We start from the raw sequence: 15,945 nt of genomic DNA, 5'->3' as shown, positions 1-15,945 counted from the left end.
AGGACCGATGCGCGGCAGGGCGCATCGGTCCAGGGCGTCAGGTCAGCTCGCGGGGGCGGCCATGACGGTTTCGTCGGTGACGATCTGCTGGGTGGTGGCCAGTTCGGGATCGGCCACGAGGCCGTAGTCGGCCAGCGGGCCACCCTCGCCGGCGAGATCGTCCGAGACGAAGAACTCGGCGAACTCCTTGAGGCCGGGGATCACGCCGATATGCGCCTTCTTCACATAGAAGAAGAGCGGGCGCGACACCGGGTACTCACCGGACGCGATGGTCTCGGTGGACGGGGTGACGCCCGACATGGTCGCGACCTGCAGGGTGTCGGTGTTGTTCTCGTAGAACGCCAGGCCGAACACGCCCACGCCGTCGGGATTGGCCTCCAGCCGCGCGAGGGTCTCGTTGTAGTCGCCGTCGATGTCGTTGGACAGCCCGTCGGTGCGCAGCGCGATGCAGCTGTCGCCGGCCGCGTCCTCATCCCCGCCGTTCGCGGCGACGAAGGCGTCCTCGGCGCCCGAGTCCTTGCAGCCCTGCTCGAGCACGCGCTGCTCGAAGACTTCGCGGGTGCCGTGCTTGGTGCCGGGGATGAAGGCCAGGATGGGCTGGTCGGGGAGCGACGGGTCGATCTGGGACCAGTTGGTGTAGGGGTTGGCAACGATCTGGCCGTCCTGCACCACCTGCGCGGCCAGGGCGTTGTACCACTGAGCGGGCGTGAAGGCGAAGGACGCGCCGCCCTTTTGCGAGGCGAACACGATGCCGTCATAGCCGATGCGGACCTCGATGATGTCCGTCACGCCATTGGCCTGGCAGGTCTCGAACTCGGAGGCGCGCATCGGGCGCGACGCATTGGCGATGTCGATCTGGTTCTCGCCCACGCCTTCGCAGAAGCGCGCCAGCCCCGACCCCGTGCCGCCGCCCTCGACCACCGGCGTGGGAAAATCGAAGTTCTCGCCAAAAGCCTCGGCCACGATGGTGGCGTAGGGCAGAACCGTGGACGAACCCGCGACCTGGATGTTGTCGCGCGCCAGGGCCGGCGTGGCCAGAAGAACCAGCGCAAGGGCGGTTGCGGGTTGTTTCACGTGAAACATGGGGAAGCTCCTCGTTGTCCCAGAGGGGCTGGAGGTGAACACCGCCAGCCCTTGGCGCTCCGGTTAAGTCCGTTGGGCGATGCTTCTGTAACAGACGTGTAATAGTTTCATGACAATCGACGGCCAGAGCTGATGTCCGTCCGGGGTCCAGCACGGGAGCGGTGGGCCGGCCGCGTCCGGAAAACCGGACTGCCCAGATCCGGTCCGCCGGTGCTAGTCCAGCGCATCGTGGGCCGGAGCCCCGGAGATGGACGATGACCTGGACGCGCAGGACCTTCTTGCTGGGCATGGCCGGCGCCGCCGGGGCGGGCTTGGGCATCGCGGGAACGCGCGGGCTCGCACCGGATCCGGTGGACCGGGCGGGGCTGATCACGCCGGCGGGGGGCGACGGCGTGCTGAACGACGCCTCCCTCCTGTCCGAGACGCCCGTCGCGCGCCATCTCCTGTGTCGCGAGGATCCGGGTCAGGCTCTGGTCGCCGCGCTCCGGAGCGAGTTGCGGGCGGCCGAAGCCCAGGGCCGACCGGTGAACGTCGGCGCCGCGCGTCACTCGATGGGGGGCCATGCGATCCCCCGGGACGGTCACGCGGTCACCTTCGATTCGGACTGGCTCGAGGCGGATCGGACAGGGCGACGGATGGCGGTCCATGCCGGCGCGCGCTGGCATCAGGTGATCGGCGCGCTCGATCCCATGGGACTGTCGCCCAAGGTCATGCAGTCGAACAACGACTTCGGAGTCGCCGCCACCTTCAGCGTCAATGCCCATGGCTGGCCCACCGCTTTCGGACCCATGGGATCCACCGTCGCGCGCCTTCGCATGGTGCTGGCGGACGGGAGCTTCGTGACGGCCTCACGGACGGAGAACGCCGAACTCTTCGCAGCGGCCATGGGGGGCTACGGCCTGATCGGGCTCATCACCGACCTGGAGGTCGAGGTCGCGCCCAATATGCTTCTGGAGCCCCGTTTCCAGACTTTGTCGGCGGACCGCTTCGCGGCCGTCTTCGCCGAGGCGGCTGGAGCCTCGCCGATGACCTATGGACGGCTCAGCGTGGACCGTGAAGGGTTCCTGGAGGAGGCGCTGGTCGTCACCCATGCGGTCCTCGACGGGGAGTCTCCGCCCGCCCGGGGTTCGGGCTTCCTGAGCAGGGCCGCCCGTCCCATCTTTCGCGCGCAGGTGGGCTCGGACTGGATCAAGCGCCGCCGCTGGTGGATCGAGACCGAACTTGGACCCCGGCTGGCGGGACCGGCCAGCCGCAACTCCCTCCTCAACGAGCCGGTGATCACGCTCGACGACCGCGACCCGGCCCGGACCGACATCCTGCACGAGTACTTCGTCGCCCCGGATCGCTACGGTGAGTTCCTGGCTGCGGCCCGGGCGATCATTCCCCACAGCTATCAGGAGCTCCTGAACATCACCGTCCGCTGGGTCGGGCAGGACGCCACCTCGCTGCTGTCCTACGCGCCCGACGGGCCGCGCATGGCCTCCGTGCTCCTGTTCAGCCAGGAGATGACTGAACGGGCCGAGGCCGACATGGCCCGGATGACGCGCGAGATGATCGACGCCGTCCAAGCCCTGGGCGGGACCTACTACCTTCCCTACCGTCCCCATGCGACGCGCGACCAGTTCCGCCGGGCCTATCCGCGCTGGGAGGAGTTCGTGGCGATCAAGCGCCAGGTGGATCCCGGACTGCGGCTCAGGAACGGGTTCTGGGACAATTACCTGGCGGAGACCTGACATGCACCGCACCATCGCCTTCGGCTACTTCGTCATCCTCGCGGCCGTCGCGGCGCTCAACTACCTGCCCGGCATTCCGCGCCCGGGTGGAGCGGTCTTCGGCATCTTCGCGCTGGACGCATATGATGACGCCCTGCATCTGGCCTCGGGGCTCTGGGCCCTTGGGGCCGCGCTGGTCTCGGCACGGGCGGCGCGCCTGTTCCTGATCCTGTTCGGAGCCGCCTACCTGGCCGACGGCCTCATGGGGCTGTCGCTGGGATCGGGGTACCTCGACCTGGGAATCCTGACAGTCGGCCCCCAAAGCCTGCCGCTCACCTTCCGCGTCCTGGCCAACCTGCCGCATCTGGCCCTGGGCGGGTTCGCGCTCTGGGCGGGACTGCGGTCCCGGCGAAACGAGGCCTTCCCTTGAGGGCGGTGATCCGGTGGCTGGGCCTCCTTCTCCTGGGGGCCGCCCTCCTCGTGGCCGCGCTGCTGTCCCCGGTGGGCTACGTCGAGCTCGCCTGCCGGGGCACGCCCCTGGGCGACGACCGCGCGCCGATCCTCCCGCCCGAGCATCGCAGGCCCGAATCGAACACGCTGCTCACCTATCCCGAATGGCACATCGTGCACGCCTACGAGGATTATGCCGCCGTGATCCGCACCGGCGATCCGCAGGACTATCGCTTCCTGCCCACCATCGGCGACTTCTGGTCCTCCCTGTGCACGCTGTCGCGCGCCTCGGCCGGGCATGGAGGCGGGAACCCGGAGTACCAGCGCATGGTCTATGTAATCGGCGTGAGCTTTACGGCCGAACTGCTTCTCAAGGCCACCTATGAGGAGACGCTGGGCCGCGCCGCGACGTGGATCCGGGGGAGCGAGCGCGCCTCGCTGGATGACCTGTCGGCGCGGCAGGCGACTGACTACGCCACCTTCCTGCAACAGGTGCCCTGGTACCTTTGGCCGTTCCGTGAGGACGCGGAGGCGCTCGACGCCGCGGCGACCGGGGCCTTCCGGGACCGGGAGCGGCGGCTTGCGCTGGGTCTCGAATACCGGGCCAAAGCCGCCTATGCCGGAGCGATCGCCGCGGCCGTGGAGCGGACGGGCCACGACGAGGTCACGATGCGGAGCATCGTCCGGGGCCTGCCCGTGGAGAAGCTGTCCGCGATCGAGGGCGTTGAGGTGATCCAACGACGCCCGGAGGGCATCGAGATCGAGACGCCCCGCTATCGGGCCTTCACGGACCTGGCGCGCGTGCTCGCCGCCCAGGGCGCGGACTTCGTGGAGATCGCAGGAAACGACGACATCCTCGTGACCACCCTCGGCGCCCAGGCCGGAGATGAAGCCGCCCACGGAACGGTGCTGGCCACCCTCGCCCGCCAGGGTCATTCCGACTGGCGGAGCCTTCGCCTCCTTTCCGTGGCGGACCTGTCCGACCTGCTCCGCGACGGCTCGGTCGCGGTCGAGCACATCCATGACTATTAGGCCGATCCAACTGCTGCTCGGCCTCCTCCTGGCCGGCCTGGGGTGGATCGCCGTGCTCGCCCTGGTCCTGCGGCTCGGCGGCCCGGCTCCGGCGGTGCTCGTGGTCCTCCCGCCCCCGGGGTTCCTGCAGGAGGTGCCCCCGGATGTGACCATCACCGACCGCAACGCCCTGGGCCTCGTGGCGCGGGGGAGCCGGAACCTTGTCGCGGAGCTTTACCGCGCGGGCGCCCCCCTGGTGCTGCCGGCGGGCCTGGCCGGCTGCCTGGGCCTTGCGTCCTGACCTCAGCGAAGCTGCGGCAGGACCCGAGCGCCGAAGGTCTCGATGAAGGACGCCTGGTTGCGCCCGACTTGATGAAGATGGATCTCCTCGAAGCCGAGCTCGATGTAGCGGCCGATCCACTCGACATGCTGGTCCGGGCTGGAGGAGACGAGGATCGACTTCGCCACGTCTTCGGGCCGGACATGCTTGGTCGCGGTCTCGAACTGTCCGGGCGACCGCAGCTCCCAGTTCACTTCGCCCCCCAAGACGTTGGTGCGCCACTGGTCCCAGGCGCCCCGAAGCGCCTCCTCCTCGGTCGGGGCCCAGTTCAGGCCCACCTGCAGGACGAGCCGCTTTCCCTCCCCTCCCCCGCGCCGGAAAGCCTCGATCACCCTGCGGACCTGGTCAGGCTCCCCGCCGACGGTGAGAAGTCCGTCCGCCCAGCCCCCGACGAAGGCGGCTGTCTCCTCGGTCACGGCCGCCCCCAGGAGCGGCGGCGGCGTGGCAGGACGCGAGTAGAGCTGGCCCTCCACGACCGTGACCCTCCCATGGTGCGACACCGTCTCGCCGCTCAGGAGCGCCCGGATGATCCCGGCGCACTCCTCCAGCCGCGCGTTGCGCTCCGGCTTCTCGGGCCAGGGCCCCCCGACCACGTCCTCGTTGAGCCTTTGGCCACTGCCGAGCGCCAGCCAGAAGCGTCCCGGGAACAGTTCGGCCAGGGTCGCCGCGCCCTGCGCCAGGATCGCCGGATGATAGCGGTAGCCGGGCGCGGAGATCACCCCCAGCGGAAAGCGCGTCCGCGCGAGCGCCGCGCCCAACCAGGACCAGGCGAACCCCGACTGCCCCTGCTGCGATCCCCAGGGCCGGAAGTGATCCGAGCATTTCGCCGCGTCGAACCCGGCCGCCTCGGCCGCCTGGACATGGGCGAGGAGCTCGGAAGGGGCGAACTGCTCATGCGAGGCGTGGTAGCCGAAGCGGACCATCAGGACACCTTTCCGGAATATCCGGGGGGAACCTGCGCTTCCAGCGAATGTTCCGCCGGCCCGTGCGGGCTCCGTCCCGGGGCCAGGGCGCAAGCCATGTGACGGCCCCGGCCATCGGGATTGCGCCGGGGCCCGGCCGGTCAGCCGGTACGACCTTCCTTCTGACGCCCGGCAGGCCCGGCCGCGGCCTCGAAGGCAGCGAAGGCGGCCAGTGCTCCGGCGACCACGGCGTCCGGGTCGGCCAGCGCCTGTGGACTCTGTTCGAGCCGGTCGATGAAGGAGGTCCAGAGCCCCTGCGCGGCTCCATGGCCAAGGTAGAGCGTTGCCGCCCGGACATCCGGATCGGTGGCCTCCCTCACGCGGCGCAGCAGGACCGCCGCACCGAGCCGCGAGCCCTCCAGGACATAAACCATGCCCAGCAGAGCCGCCGGCCCCTGGGGTGTCGCCCCCTGCCCGATGGAAGGAGGGAGCAGGCCCAGGACCTCCAGGTCCTGACGAAGCGCGTGCCGGCGCGACCGTTCCGGCCAATCCGGAAGAAGCCGGGCCACGCCCGCCGCCTCGAGGGAAAGCTCCAGCGGCGTCAGGATAGCGGCATGGTGGCTCAGGAAGGTCGCGTAATCGCTTCGGCGCGACAGGTCGTACTGGCCGAACGCCGCATCGACGCGCTCATGGGCCAGCCGCGTGGCGGATCTCAGATGCGTGCGGAGCGGCCCCATGGCGGCATCGTTACGCCAGCCGGCGCTGGGCTGTCGAGGCAACAGAAGTTGATCGAAGGATGCGGAGAGCCGGCCGGGCCACCGTCTCGCCGGGACCAGCGCCGCCCGCGCCCGGCCCGGTGGGCCGCCTGGACAGGTTCGCGGGTCGGGTGTTCCGGCCAAAGATCGGCACCCCTGCGCGGCGGCGTCTTCGGAATGCCTATTCTTGCGCCGCGTTTGCGCAATTACGCGGAGGTGCTTGGCAGAAATCCGCTTGGGCCCGGCCAGAGATGAACCTCCTCCGTTAATATCCGAAGGTCGCGACCTATCTCGCGTGGTTCGAGGGCACTGGAAATACGGCGCCCGGGACGTCGAGACCGATCAAGTCGGCTAAGGGACAGATAATAGGGAATAGAAGGGATCAAAGGACCCAATCCCATAGATCAGGCAGGGTTCCTTTGAATGCGATTGTAGATTTCCCGCGGAATGGCCGGCAGGGAGACTGAAATGCGCATGACATATTTGCGTGAAATGTACGAGTCGCGGTCGTTGATGCTGGCCTCCAACACCCTGAGGGACGCATGAAAGCGAATTCGGAACGGATCGACTGGATCGACACGGCCAAAGGGGCGTCGATCCTATTGGTCGTCCTGTGGCATTCCTATCTTTTCGCACGCCTCGGAGGAGACATGCCCACCGAGGTGACCCGGCTGAACGAATGGCTCATCTACGCCCGGATGCCGCTGTTCTTCCTTGCGTCAGGTATCCTGACGGCCGGTCTGGCGCGGCGCCCGATCGCGCAGACCATCCGGAAGCGGGTTCTGCCCATGGTGTGGATCCTGCTGGTCTGGACCGTCATCGGCAGCGCCATCGATGCCGTGGTGCCGCTTTATCCGTGGTTCACCCGACCTCTTCCGGGACTGGGCGAAATCCTCTGGAGCCCGCAGGGCGAACTCTGGTTCATCTATGCGTTGCTGGCTTATGCCGTCATGGCTTGGTTGGTCCTGACGCAGGACGGCTGGCGGCGGCTGGCGTTGCTGGGTGGCCTGTTCGGATTGCTTGCCGTCAATCACCTGCTCCGCGAGGAGTTCTTCACCCGCAGCTTCGCCCTTTATTATCCATTCTACATGGCCGGGGTTCTTGGCGCCCCCTATATGCGCTGGGCCACGGAAAGGGGCAGCAGGGTGCTCGTGGTCGCGGCCGTTTGCGCGGGCGGCCTCCTGATCTCCCTGGCCTTGCCGCTTCATGGCTTCACGAAGCTGGTCGTCCGAAGCGCGCTGGGGGCCGGGCTCGGCGTCGCGGCCGCCTACGGGCTGCAATCCCTGCCAGCGGCCTCCGCCTGGATGAATTCGATAGGCCGTCGGTCGCTGCCGATCTATCTGGGCCACATGCCGATCATGGCGATCCTGTTCGCCCTGCTGCCCGAGCCATGGATGGCCGCCGCTCCGACCGTGGTCTGGATCGGGTTCGCCGGCATTGCCGTCCCGGCCGCCCTCATGATCGAACAGGTCGCCCGCAGCCTGGGCCTGGGATGGCTGTATGCCGTTCCCGATCCGGTGGTCATGCGGCTTCGCGAGGTGAAGCAGGCCTGGACGCCGGGGTGATCGGCCCCGACGGAAACAGGATCGCAGGGCGTTGGCGGCGCAGGAGTCCCGCGGACTCCGGCCGCCTCGTCCTGATTCGGGGTGACTGCTGGATTCTGGCCGCGGCCCCGCCATCTTGAGGACACAAGAGGATGGTCAGGTCCAACATCTCGCATGTTGGAGAGTTCGATGGTCAGCCACCCGAGCCGTGTTCAGAGACAGCAGATGCAGGAGCTGTCGCAGGGCTTGTCCCGCTCCTGGACGATGCCGTCGGAGGCGGCCCTTGCGCCGGCGACGCCGTCCTCAAGCGGCGGCACCGGGCTTGGCAAGGCGATCTCGAACCTTGGAGCCCGCCTCGGATCGCATGTGACGAAGCTGGCGGCGAAAGAGCGGTCCAAGTGGCTGGACCCGTTCGAGGACCCGTTCACGGGCTCCATGGCGGACCCGATCCCGCCCAAGCGGAAGTGAGCCCGGCCGGCAAGGCCCGAGAGCGTTTGGTCTAGCCCTCCACCCGAGAAGGCCACTCAAGGCTTTGGGGCACGTGTCGGGGCCGTCCAGGCGACCGTAGCGTCGCCCGGACCTCCTGGCCCGCCCAAAGCAGCCTGCGCTGCGACGGGGAGGATGGATCCGTGACCCCGTTGCCCTCCCGCTTGACCCAGGGCAACTGACGAGGGCGGCTCCACCCCCACAGCGTTGGCGCTGCTTTGGTGACTCTCGTGCTGCCGACCGGACGCGAGCCCTGACGGGGCGCTCCGCGATGGACCACCCGGTTCCCCCGCCTCCGCGTGCGTTGCCGGCCAAGACTGGTCGGGCGCGGCGCATGGCATCACCTCTCCCGATGTTCGTCGCTGAAGCCATGGTTTCGCACTGGTCCTCGCCCCTTCGCTCGAGGGCGGGTCCGGTATGTGGCACGACATGTCAGAGTTGGCCCCGCCGCCCTCCCCATTCTCGGCTCCCGGGATCAACGTCCTCCGGCGAGCGGGCGGGGTCCCCGGGCTGGTGCTGTCGGCCAAGCCTCTTGGGCGCAACGCCCCCACGGCCAGGTCTGGTTGCGCGTGGAGCCTTGCAACTCGTTCCCGCCGCCTCAACGCTGGCTCCTTGCCGCGCGCGACCAGGGAGCCAGCTCAGCCATCCCTGAACCAGCGGTGCATCGGATTGCCGAGGGAAGCCATGATGCGCACCAGCCTCGCCTGACCCGAGCAGTTGCCCATCGGGTCGAGACAACGAACTCGAGCGACACGCGAGAGCGTGCGGATGTCGGACCGCGCGCCGGGATCCTGGTGTCCGATCCGCGTCAGGAGATCTCTGGTCATATGTCGACCAGACCGCGCCACGACGGGCCTCTGAGGCGCTCAATACGATTATGGCAGAATTCAGCCATTTTTATGATTGACCTAGGCAAAATTCCGCTACCTTTATGTTCACGACCCCAGCGGTCGCCAAGAAAACCAAAACGGCGGAAGATTTCATGCTTGACAGACTGAAAATCGCGGCCTTGGCCGCAGGGTTGCTTATTGCTCCGGCTGTGGCCTCGGCCACGACCATGGTGACGCCGGGTGGCAGCTACGACCTGCTTGCAGACGATTTCTTCTTCGATGGCCAGTTCGAGATCGGACAGGCTGCCGACAGCTACACCTTCTCGTTCGTCAACACGTCGTCGCGCAACGCCGCGCTCTCGATCCTGGGCGGCACGGTCCAGCAGCTCTCGGCCGCCTTTGCCGGAGGTGTCTCGGTCTCCTTCGGCTCGATCGGTCCGTTCGACTTCGCTCAGGATGAGACCAACGGCTTCGAATCCCAGCTGTTCGTCGCGGCCGGTCAGACCGTCGACCTCATCGTGTCGTTCGGCAACGTGATCGATACCGGCGTGCGGGCGGGCGGCGTGGCCGACATCGACTTCGCGGTCGAGGCGGCCGTGGTCCCCGTGCCGGCCGCTGGCCTTCTGCTCCTGTCCGCCGTGGGCGGCCTGGCGGCCCTGCGTCGCCGCAAGAAGGCGGCCTGACGGCCGCATCAGGGTCGGGCTGACTGATCCGACCCTGAGACGAGGGGCATCCATCAGGGGGGCCCTCGTCCCCGAGCTTGGGCTCGGCTGTTCGAAAACCGTGCAAGAAAGGTCAGGAGGCGCTCATCCAGGGCCTCCTGCCCTTTTGTGCCGCAGATACCGACGCGGCGGACTGCTGCACCAAGAGTTGGACGCATGACTCATTACGCCATCGACCATTCCAAGGGTCGGCGCGCTCCTTTCTGGAGCGGTCCAGGCCGACCGGACGCAAACCAGATCTCCGGATATCCGGGTCGTGCGCCGACTGCAGACCCAGTTGTCCTGCCCGATGCCAAGGTCGCGACAAATCCTGCCGACGAGGACACGACGGTCCGGTCCTTGACCGATGCGGAACGGGACCTGCTGGCCGTCGAGAAGACGGACATCCTGACGGTGCTGGTCCTTGGGCTGGTCACCCTGGCCTGTATGTCGAGTTGGGCGGCCCTGGCGCTGGCTTTCAGGACCGTCTTCCTCTAGCGGGCGCCGCCCGCCCGCGCGACCACCATCCTCATCCAGCCCGGGAGGCACGGCAGCAGCCCCGCGCGATCTGGTCGCGGGGCCCGGCCCGTTCGTGCCCATCCCCAGGCCTGTGCCCTGCTTGATCGACAGGCCTAGGTTCTGCGGTCGTGGCGGGCCTGCCCGATGTCCAGGGTCTGGCCCCAACCTGTCTATAGCACGCAAGCAGCGCGACCGGGACCTTGGGCGCGCGGGGGCCTGCTCGGTTCCAAGGCTGATCACGTGCGAACTTTGCCTTGGGTCAAAGTCGCCGCGCGCAGGTCACCCTAGACATCGCGAGACACCTTTCGATGCCAGTCGGTCATCCTGGATGGGATGCACCTCGGAGACCGCGATGAGCCCCAGACGCCCGACCTCTGCAGCGGTCCCGATCCCGGACGCCGCGCCTGTCCTGGTCCATGCGGCCCGAGCCGGCAGGGGAAGGCCCGGCGGCGGCACTTGCAAGGAGATCCTGAGCAGGGACCCAGGACAGGCCGCAATGGCAGGATCGGCGGCGGACGGCTGCAAGCGGCATGTCCGGCTCTGGGGTGAACCCCTGACGGGGATCGACAGAGGGATCGGATCGACCGACTTCGGACAGCCCGAGGATCCGCGCAGCGGGATCGTCGCGCAGGCCCAGGGGCACGACGGCAACCAGTCGGGGCCCGGCTTTCGCCTTGCCGTCACGCGGGGCGGCGGCCAAACGGTGACCCGCTGGGCCGAGGTGGCGCCGGCTTCGGACCTGCGGTGGGCATCCGGCCCGGTGATCGCTTGACCCAGGGCCACCACCTCCCTAGCGCGTGCTCATGGATCTGATCCACCGCCTGCTCGACCGGCTCCTCGTGGGGCTGCTGGCCCTTGCGCTGGCGGCGTCGGGTGGCATGGCCATGACTCCCGGCCTGACCGCAACGAAGGACGGGGGGATGGCCAGCGATCAGGTGCCGGCCAATTGCGGGACATCAGTCGCCGCCATGCAAGGCATGCCGACAGGGCATGGCGCCCTCGGAAGGCATGATGCCCATGGAGCGGGGGCCGGCAAGGGACCGGACGGTGCGCCCGACCATCATCGACACGGCCCCTCCCACTGCTCGATCTGCCTGATCGCCGGCGCCTTCGTGGACATGCCCGGCCTGGTCCTGCCGCCGCTCGCCATGGTCTGGCACCCGCTCGGCTGGATCGGTCCAGGACTTCGTGCACCACCCGAAACCCATGCCCGCGCACCCCCCGCGCGCGGTCCCCCTGCCCTCGTCCTCTGAGACCCGATCCCTTGGGTGCGACCCGCACCCGATCCCTGCCGTGCGCGTCACGGCGCCTCAGATGACGAGTTCTTCCATGACTGCCTTTCCCAACGCGGCGCCCGCCGTGGGCGGCGCCCCCGCGTCCGTTGCGTCCGCCTCCTCTCCCAGGCTCGACAAGCTCTACTTCGCCGCCTGGCGCTGGCACTTCTATGCCGGGCTTTTCGTGATTCCGTTCCTTCTCATGCTGGCCGGGACGGGCTTTGGCATGATGCTCCTGTCAAGCGTCTGGCCCGAATACGGTGAACGGCTGGTGATCGAGCCCGCGGCTCAGGCCCTGTCCGTGGAGGGCCAGGTCGCGGCCGCCTTGGCTGCCGTCCCGGGCGGCACCGCCGTTTCGGCCTACGCCACCGCCTACGCCCCCGGGAACCCGGTGCTCGTGACCGTGGCCGGACCCGAGACGCCGGTCGTCGTCGCCCTGAACCCCTACACCGGCGAGGCGCTTCGCCTGACCGCCGATGGCCAGACCTGGGAGGCGTGGCTGGAGGATATACACGGCACGCTGCTCATCGGCACCCTCGGCGACCGCCTGATCGAGATCGCGTCGGGGCTGGGCTTCGTGCTGCTGGCCACGGGGCTGTATCTCTGGTGGCCGCGCGGCGGACGGCCTTGGCGCGACCTCCTCGTGCCACGGATGACGGCCCGGGGTCGGTCGCTCTGGAAGTCGCTCCACACCGTCGTGGGCTTCTGGGTTTCGGCGGCGCTTCTCGTGTTCCTGCTGACCGGCATGGCCTGGACGGGAGTCTGGGGCGGCAAGTGGGTGCAGGCCTGGTCCACCTTCCCGGCCGGGGTCTGGGGTGACGCGCCGGCCTCGGATCTCACCCATGCGAGCCTGAACCTCAAGGGCGAGAAACGCGTCCCCTGGGGCTTGGAGCAGACGCCCCTGCCCCAGTCCGATCCGGCTGCCGCGAGCGCCCACCATGCGGGCCCGGCCCAGGCCGCCATGGATCATGCGGGCCACCAGCACCATGGCATGACGGCCGGCCCCGCGCCCGACCTGACCGCCATCGTGACCCTTGGCCAGGCGCTGGACCTGCCCGGCCGGATCCGGATCGACGCGCCCAAGGGCGATACCGGCGTCTGGACCATCTCCCACGACTCGATGAGCTACGACAGCAACGAGCCCACCTCGGACCGCACGGTCCATGTGGACCGATACAGTGGCGCAGTGCTGGCGGACCTCCGCTACGAGGACTACTCGCTCGCGGCCAAGGGACTTGCCGTCGGAGTGGCGATGCATGAAGGGCAGCTGGGCCTTTGGAACGTGCTCGTGAACGCCGTGATGATCCTTCTGATCGCGTTCCTTTGCGTCTCGGGCCTCGTGGTCTGGTGGAAGCGCCGCCCCACTGGCGCGATGCGTCTGGCCGCCCCGCCCCGGCCCGAGGAGCTGCCCCTGTGGAAGGGCGCCCTTGCGCTGGCCGTGGCGCTGTCCATGCTCTTCCCGCTCGTGGGCGCCACGCTCATCGGCGTGCTGGTCCTTGACATGCTGGTGCTCCAGAACGTGAAGCCGCTGAAGCGCGCCCTGTCCTGACCCGGCCCGTCCGAGCGGCCTGACCTGCGTCATGGGGTCGGGTCGCCTCGCGCCGGAAAGGTCGTCAAAGGCGATCGCCACGAGCAGGATCACGGCGGGCACCAGGGCGCCCGCGCTGGCCGTCTCACCAGGAACCAGCCACATCCAGAATGCGGCCCGCATGACCTCGGTGTTCGAGAGAAACGTGAGTTCGGCCGCGGGGATGACCTTGCTGCCCAGGGTGTAGAGGATAAGGCCCCTGGACAGAGTGACCATGCCCATGAGCACGCACCAGAGCGCATCCGGGACCGGGGATGGCCAACGGCTGTCCCAGGTTCCGCGCGATCAGAGCGCCTGCGATGGTGGAGAAGACGCCGCCCCGCAGCGCGGATGGCAAGGTATCGTCGAGCCGGCGCCAACGCCGGGTCACGCCATGGGCGGCAGAGCCCAGAGCCGAGACGAGCGCCAGGACATGCCCCAAGATCGCGCGGTGGTCTGCTCCAGCGCGAGCATGCTGGGCGTCATCGCGGCGGCGTGGGCCGGGCTTGCGGCCGCAGGGCTGGTCGAGTCCTGCGTGCCGCCGGGCCTGATGCCCGTGGGCGAAGCCGAGGGCCTGTCGACGTTGCCCATGTTCGACCTCAGCCTTGTCCCGGGTCCAGGGGAACCCAGCCGCCTTGCGGCACGGCTTCGCGACGTCCTCCTGTGGGAGCTGAGCAGCGGGCAGACCGGAGCGGAGCAGGAGCGGCAGGCGCTGGGAGCCCGGATCATCTTCCGTGCGGCCCCCGACCGCACCATGCTCCCGCCCCGCGCCGGCCCTGTCCCTGGGCCGCAGGACGGGGCGCCGAACAGGCAGGGCCGCCGCCCCATGACCCCGGTCGAGTTCGGCGGCAGCGCCTGCAGCATGACGTCGTCGGCCTGGATCGCGTCCAGGGCCTACATCTCCCGCCGCGCGCCGGAGGGCCCCGGAAGGAACTGGACCCGATGACCGGCATGGCAGCGGCGGGGATCGTTCCGGCGGTCACGGGCGGCGCGCCCCGGCCTGGAACCCTGCGACCCTGGCCGCACCTGCGGGCGTGGGCCAGCGGGCTCATGCCGGCGGGCACGTCGCGAGGCCACCCGAAGGTCACTCTCGCAGTCAGGGCCGCTGACCGAGCCTGCAGGGGGGCGACGCCGTCCTGACAGCTCGAATGGGTGCGGCGGTGATCGGCATGGGGTGTCGCAGCCGCAGGATGCCGGCCCCTTCGTGCAGTTTCCGTGCCATCGCCTTGATGTTATCGGAGGAGACGCGGGACGGGATCCAGGGCGGGTCCGCCGATCTTCTCATCCAGGCCGGCGCAGGTCGAAGGGCTCCAGCCTGCCGCTTTCATGCAAGGACGCACATGATCCCCCTCCTCGAGCCGATCGCCACCTTCACGGTAGCGGCCACGATCCTGACCGTGACGCCCGGTCTCGACATGGCTCTGGTGCTTCGGACAGCGGCCTCGGAGGGGCCGGCGCGGGCCATGCTCGCCGGGATCGGGGTCGTGGCGGGGCTCTTCGGCTGGGGCCTGATCGCCGCCGTGGGACTGGGCGCCCTGCTCGCCGCGTCGGAACTCGCCTACCACATCCTTCGATGGGTGGGGGCCGCCTACCTGTCCTATCTGGGCGTCCGGCTTCTGCTCGCGCCTCGACACGGCGTCCCCTTGGCGGAGGCCACACCCAAGGCGGCAGGCAGCGGGAGGCGATGGCTGGCCCGGGGCTTCCTGACGAACATCCTGAACCCCAAGGTCGGCGTCTTCTACGTCTCGTTCGTGCCGCAGTTCATTCCGGCCGGGGCTAATGTCCCGGGCATGACGGTGCTTCTCACCGCGATCCACGCAGGTCTGAGCGTGATCTGGTTCGCACTCCTGATCCTGGCCACGCGGCCGATCGGCCGGCTCCTGCGCCAAGGCGCCGTCGTCGCCTGGCTCGACCGCGTCACAGGCGTCATCTTTATCGTCTTCGCGGCGCGGCTCGCGCTGAGCGCGCAACGCTGAGACGGACAGCCGACAGGGCAACCGCTCCCGCGCGCCATCCAGGTCCGCTCAGGTCGAAGCCCACCCACCCGCTGCCACGAGGGATCGAGCCTGGCCGATCGGACCTCTGCGGCGTCCAGCCTCAGCCCACCTTCCGCGTCTCGTCGGTCGCCTCGATGGCATCGAGCACCGCTTCGGGCGAGACATCCTCCTGGATCTCGGTGAGCTCGTCCTCGACCCTGGTCTGGACGTCCAGCCGCTCGGCGATGCTGGCGACCAGGGTCGTGAGCCGCGTGATCTCGTGTTCGGCCAGAAGGCTGATCTGCAGGTCCAGCTCGGACCGCCGCTCCGCCACGGCCGACATCCGGTTCTGGCTGATGAGCACGAAGGTCGACAGGAAGATCGCCTCGACCGACGCCCACATGGCGAGCACCACGAAGGTCGGGTCCCAGCGGGGAATGCCGGGGATCCAGCCCAGGTTGGCGACGATCCAGAAGCCGAACAGCACGAGGTGGATGTAGACGAAGAGCATGGACCCGGTGAAGCGGGTGATCCGGTCGGCCACCCGCTCCTGGGCGCTGGCCTCGTGCTCCTCGCGCTGCTGCCGCTCCTTGAGGGCCTGGATGTTGCGCTCGAGAACCGAGCTCAGGCCCGGCGGATGGGGCGAAGCATGCGTGAGCGTCTGAACGGCGGCGTCGGGATGGGCTCGACCGTTGGGACCCGCCATGGTTTCTTCCTCCGGTTTGGCCCCATCAGGCCATCTCCTGGCGCCGGGCCGGTCATCAACGCTCCTGCGGAAGCAGAGTTCCTGGGCGG

General features: G+C 68.8%; 17 protein-coding genes. 13 read left to right on the top strand and 4 right to left on the bottom strand.

Features of this window, described 5'->3' with window-relative positions; all coding sequences use genetic code 11:
- Positions 1–42 precede the first annotated feature (42 nt).
- Positions 43–1,083, bottom strand: coding sequence for a substrate-binding domain-containing protein (locus tag J3P31_RS11670; RefSeq protein ID WP_210528613.1), 1,041 nt, complete (start codon positions 1,081–1,083; stop codon positions 43–45).
- A gap of 254 nt (positions 1,084–1,337) precedes the next feature.
- Here J3P31_RS11670 and J3P31_RS11665 point away from each other — a divergent pair, with 254 nt between their 5' ends.
- The 4 genes from J3P31_RS11665 to J3P31_RS11650 are packed head-to-tail and all read left to right on the top strand — an operon-like array spanning position 1,338 to position 4,557.
- Positions 1,338–2,816, top strand: coding sequence for an FAD-binding oxidoreductase (locus J3P31_RS11665; protein ID WP_210528612.1), 1,479 nt, complete (start codon positions 1,338–1,340; stop codon positions 2,814–2,816).
- A 1-nt stretch (position 2,817) separates the two neighbouring features.
- Positions 2,818–3,225, top strand: coding sequence for a DUF4383 domain-containing protein (locus tag J3P31_RS11660; RefSeq protein WP_210528611.1), 408 nt, complete (start codon positions 2,818–2,820; stop codon positions 3,223–3,225).
- A gap of 5 nt (positions 3,226–3,230) precedes the next feature.
- Positions 3,231–4,277, top strand: coding sequence for a hypothetical protein (locus J3P31_RS11655; RefSeq protein WP_368373071.1), 1,047 nt, complete (start codon positions 3,231–3,233; stop codon positions 4,275–4,277).
- The gene (locus J3P31_RS11650) at positions 4,267–4,557 is read left to right on the top strand and encodes a hypothetical protein (RefSeq protein ID WP_210528608.1); all 291 of its coding nucleotides are present in this window, start codon (positions 4,267–4,269) and stop codon (positions 4,555–4,557) included. The genes J3P31_RS11655 and J3P31_RS11650 overlap by 11 nt, the downstream gene beginning before the upstream one ends.
- Before the next feature lie 2 nt (positions 4,558–4,559).
- On the opposite strand, the gene J3P31_RS11645 is transcribed toward J3P31_RS11650, so the two are convergent.
- Positions 4,560–5,519: a TIGR03885 family FMN-dependent LLM class oxidoreductase gene (locus tag J3P31_RS11645; RefSeq protein WP_210528606.1), complete on the bottom strand. Its 960-nt coding sequence runs from the start codon at positions 5,517–5,519 to the stop codon at positions 4,560–4,562.
- A 140-nt stretch (positions 5,520–5,659) separates the two neighbouring features.
- Positions 5,660–6,235 carry a biliverdin-producing heme oxygenase gene (locus J3P31_RS11640; RefSeq protein ID WP_210528605.1) on the bottom strand — a complete coding sequence of 192 codons (576 nt, stop codon included), beginning with the start codon at positions 6,233–6,235 and terminating at the stop codon, positions 5,660–5,662.
- Positions 6,236–6,795: 560 nt separating this feature from the next.
- Here J3P31_RS11640 and J3P31_RS11635 point away from each other — a divergent pair.
- The 9 genes from J3P31_RS11635 to J3P31_RS11595 all read left to right on the top strand — a co-directional run bounded on the left by J3P31_RS11635 (position 6,796) and on the right by J3P31_RS11595 (position 15,150).
- Positions 6,796–7,818 carry an acyltransferase family protein gene (locus tag J3P31_RS11635; protein WP_210528604.1) on the top strand — a complete coding sequence of 341 codons (1,023 nt, stop codon included), beginning with the start codon at positions 6,796–6,798 and terminating at the stop codon, positions 7,816–7,818.
- 204 nt (positions 7,819–8,022) lie between these two features.
- On the top strand, positions 8,023–8,265 hold the full coding sequence (locus J3P31_RS11630; protein WP_210528603.1) for a hypothetical protein: 243 nt from the start codon (positions 8,023–8,025) through the stop codon (positions 8,263–8,265).
- Between the two features lie 949 nt (positions 8,266–9,214).
- Positions 9,215–9,796, top strand: coding sequence for a VPLPA-CTERM sorting domain-containing protein (locus tag J3P31_RS11625; RefSeq protein WP_210528602.1), 582 nt, complete (start codon positions 9,215–9,217; stop codon positions 9,794–9,796).
- 378 nt (positions 9,797–10,174) lie between these two features.
- A complete protein-coding gene (locus J3P31_RS11620) occupies positions 10,175–10,312 on the top strand; it encodes a hypothetical protein (protein WP_210528601.1) in 138 nt (45 codons plus the stop codon).
- Positions 10,313–10,829: 517 nt separating this feature from the next.
- On the top strand, positions 10,830–11,105 hold the full coding sequence (locus tag J3P31_RS11615; protein ID WP_210528600.1) for a hypothetical protein: 276 nt from the start codon (positions 10,830–10,832) through the stop codon (positions 11,103–11,105).
- A 31-nt stretch (positions 11,106–11,136) separates the two neighbouring features.
- Positions 11,137–11,586 carry a hypothetical protein gene (locus J3P31_RS11610; RefSeq protein ID WP_210528599.1) on the top strand — a complete coding sequence of 150 codons (450 nt, stop codon included), beginning with the start codon at positions 11,137–11,139 and terminating at the stop codon, positions 11,584–11,586.
- A gap of 76 nt (positions 11,587–11,662) precedes the next feature.
- Entirely contained in the window at positions 11,663–13,156 is a 1,494-nt protein-coding gene (locus tag J3P31_RS11605) for a PepSY-associated TM helix domain-containing protein (protein WP_210528598.1), read from the top strand.
- Positions 13,157–13,607: 451 nt separating this feature from the next.
- Positions 13,608–14,120: a hypothetical protein gene (locus J3P31_RS11600; RefSeq protein WP_210528597.1), complete on the top strand. Its 513-nt coding sequence runs from the start codon at positions 13,608–13,610 to the stop codon at positions 14,118–14,120.
- Positions 14,121–14,514: 394 nt separating this feature from the next.
- Complete coding sequence (locus J3P31_RS11595; protein WP_210528596.1) at positions 14,515–15,150, top strand: LysE family translocator; 636 nt, start codon at positions 14,515–14,517, stop codon at positions 15,148–15,150.
- 121 nt (positions 15,151–15,271) lie between these two features.
- On the opposite strand, the gene J3P31_RS11590 is transcribed toward J3P31_RS11595, so the two are convergent.
- Entirely contained in the window at positions 15,272–15,856 is a 585-nt protein-coding gene (locus J3P31_RS11590) for a DUF1003 domain-containing protein (RefSeq protein WP_210528595.1), read from the bottom strand.
- Positions 15,857–15,945: the final 89 nt, after the last annotated feature.

Source organism: Rubellimicrobium arenae, assembly GCF_017916275.1.
Lineage (GTDB): Bacteria > Pseudomonadota > Alphaproteobacteria > Rhodobacterales > Rhodobacteraceae > Rubellimicrobium > Rubellimicrobium arenae.
This window is presented reverse-complemented; position numbering and strand designations above follow the sequence as displayed.

What these genes read in the sequence shown, in the direction of transcription:
- J3P31_RS11605 (WP_210528598.1), top strand. Translation starts at nt 11,663, where the DNA reads ATGACTGCCTTTCCCAACGCGGCGCCCGCCGTGGGCGGCGCCCCCGCG.
- J3P31_RS11630 (WP_210528603.1), top strand. Translation starts at nt 8,023, where the DNA reads ATGCAGGAGCTGTCGCAGGGCTTGTCCCGCTCCTGGACGATGCCGTCG.
- J3P31_RS11610 (WP_210528599.1), top strand. Translation starts at nt 11,137, where the DNA reads ATGGATCTGATCCACCGCCTGCTCGACCGGCTCCTCGTGGGGCTGCTG.
- J3P31_RS11665 (WP_210528612.1), top strand. Translation starts at nt 1,338, where the DNA reads ATGACCTGGACGCGCAGGACCTTCTTGCTGGGCATGGCCGGCGCCGCC.
- J3P31_RS11635 (WP_210528604.1), top strand. Translation starts at nt 6,796, where the DNA reads ATGAAAGCGAATTCGGAACGGATCGACTGGATCGACACGGCCAAAGGG.
- J3P31_RS11670 (WP_210528613.1), bottom strand. Translation starts at nt 1,083, where the DNA reads ATGTTTCACGTGAAACAACCCGCAACCGCCCTTGCGCTGGTTCTTCTG.
- J3P31_RS11660 (WP_210528611.1), top strand. Translation starts at nt 2,818, where the DNA reads ATGCACCGCACCATCGCCTTCGGCTACTTCGTCATCCTCGCGGCCGTC.
- J3P31_RS11595 (WP_210528596.1), top strand. Translation starts at nt 14,515, where the DNA reads ATGATCCCCCTCCTCGAGCCGATCGCCACCTTCACGGTAGCGGCCACG.
- J3P31_RS11625 (WP_210528602.1), top strand. Translation starts at nt 9,215, where the DNA reads ATGTTCACGACCCCAGCGGTCGCCAAGAAAACCAAAACGGCGGAAGAT.
- J3P31_RS11600 (WP_210528597.1), top strand. Translation starts at nt 13,608, where the DNA reads ATGCCCCAAGATCGCGCGGTGGTCTGCTCCAGCGCGAGCATGCTGGGC.
- J3P31_RS11640 (WP_210528605.1), bottom strand. Translation starts at nt 6,235, where the DNA reads ATGGGGCCGCTCCGCACGCATCTGAGATCCGCCACGCGGCTGGCCCAT.
- J3P31_RS11650 (WP_210528608.1), top strand. Translation starts at nt 4,267, where the DNA reads ATGACTATTAGGCCGATCCAACTGCTGCTCGGCCTCCTCCTGGCCGGC.
- J3P31_RS11615 (WP_210528600.1), top strand. Translation starts at nt 10,830, where the DNA reads ATGGCAGGATCGGCGGCGGACGGCTGCAAGCGGCATGTCCGGCTCTGG.
- J3P31_RS11590 (WP_210528595.1), bottom strand. Translation starts at nt 15,856, where the DNA reads ATGGCGGGTCCCAACGGTCGAGCCCATCCCGACGCCGCCGTTCAGACG.
- J3P31_RS11645 (WP_210528606.1), bottom strand. Translation starts at nt 5,519, where the DNA reads ATGGTCCGCTTCGGCTACCACGCCTCGCATGAGCAGTTCGCCCCTTCC.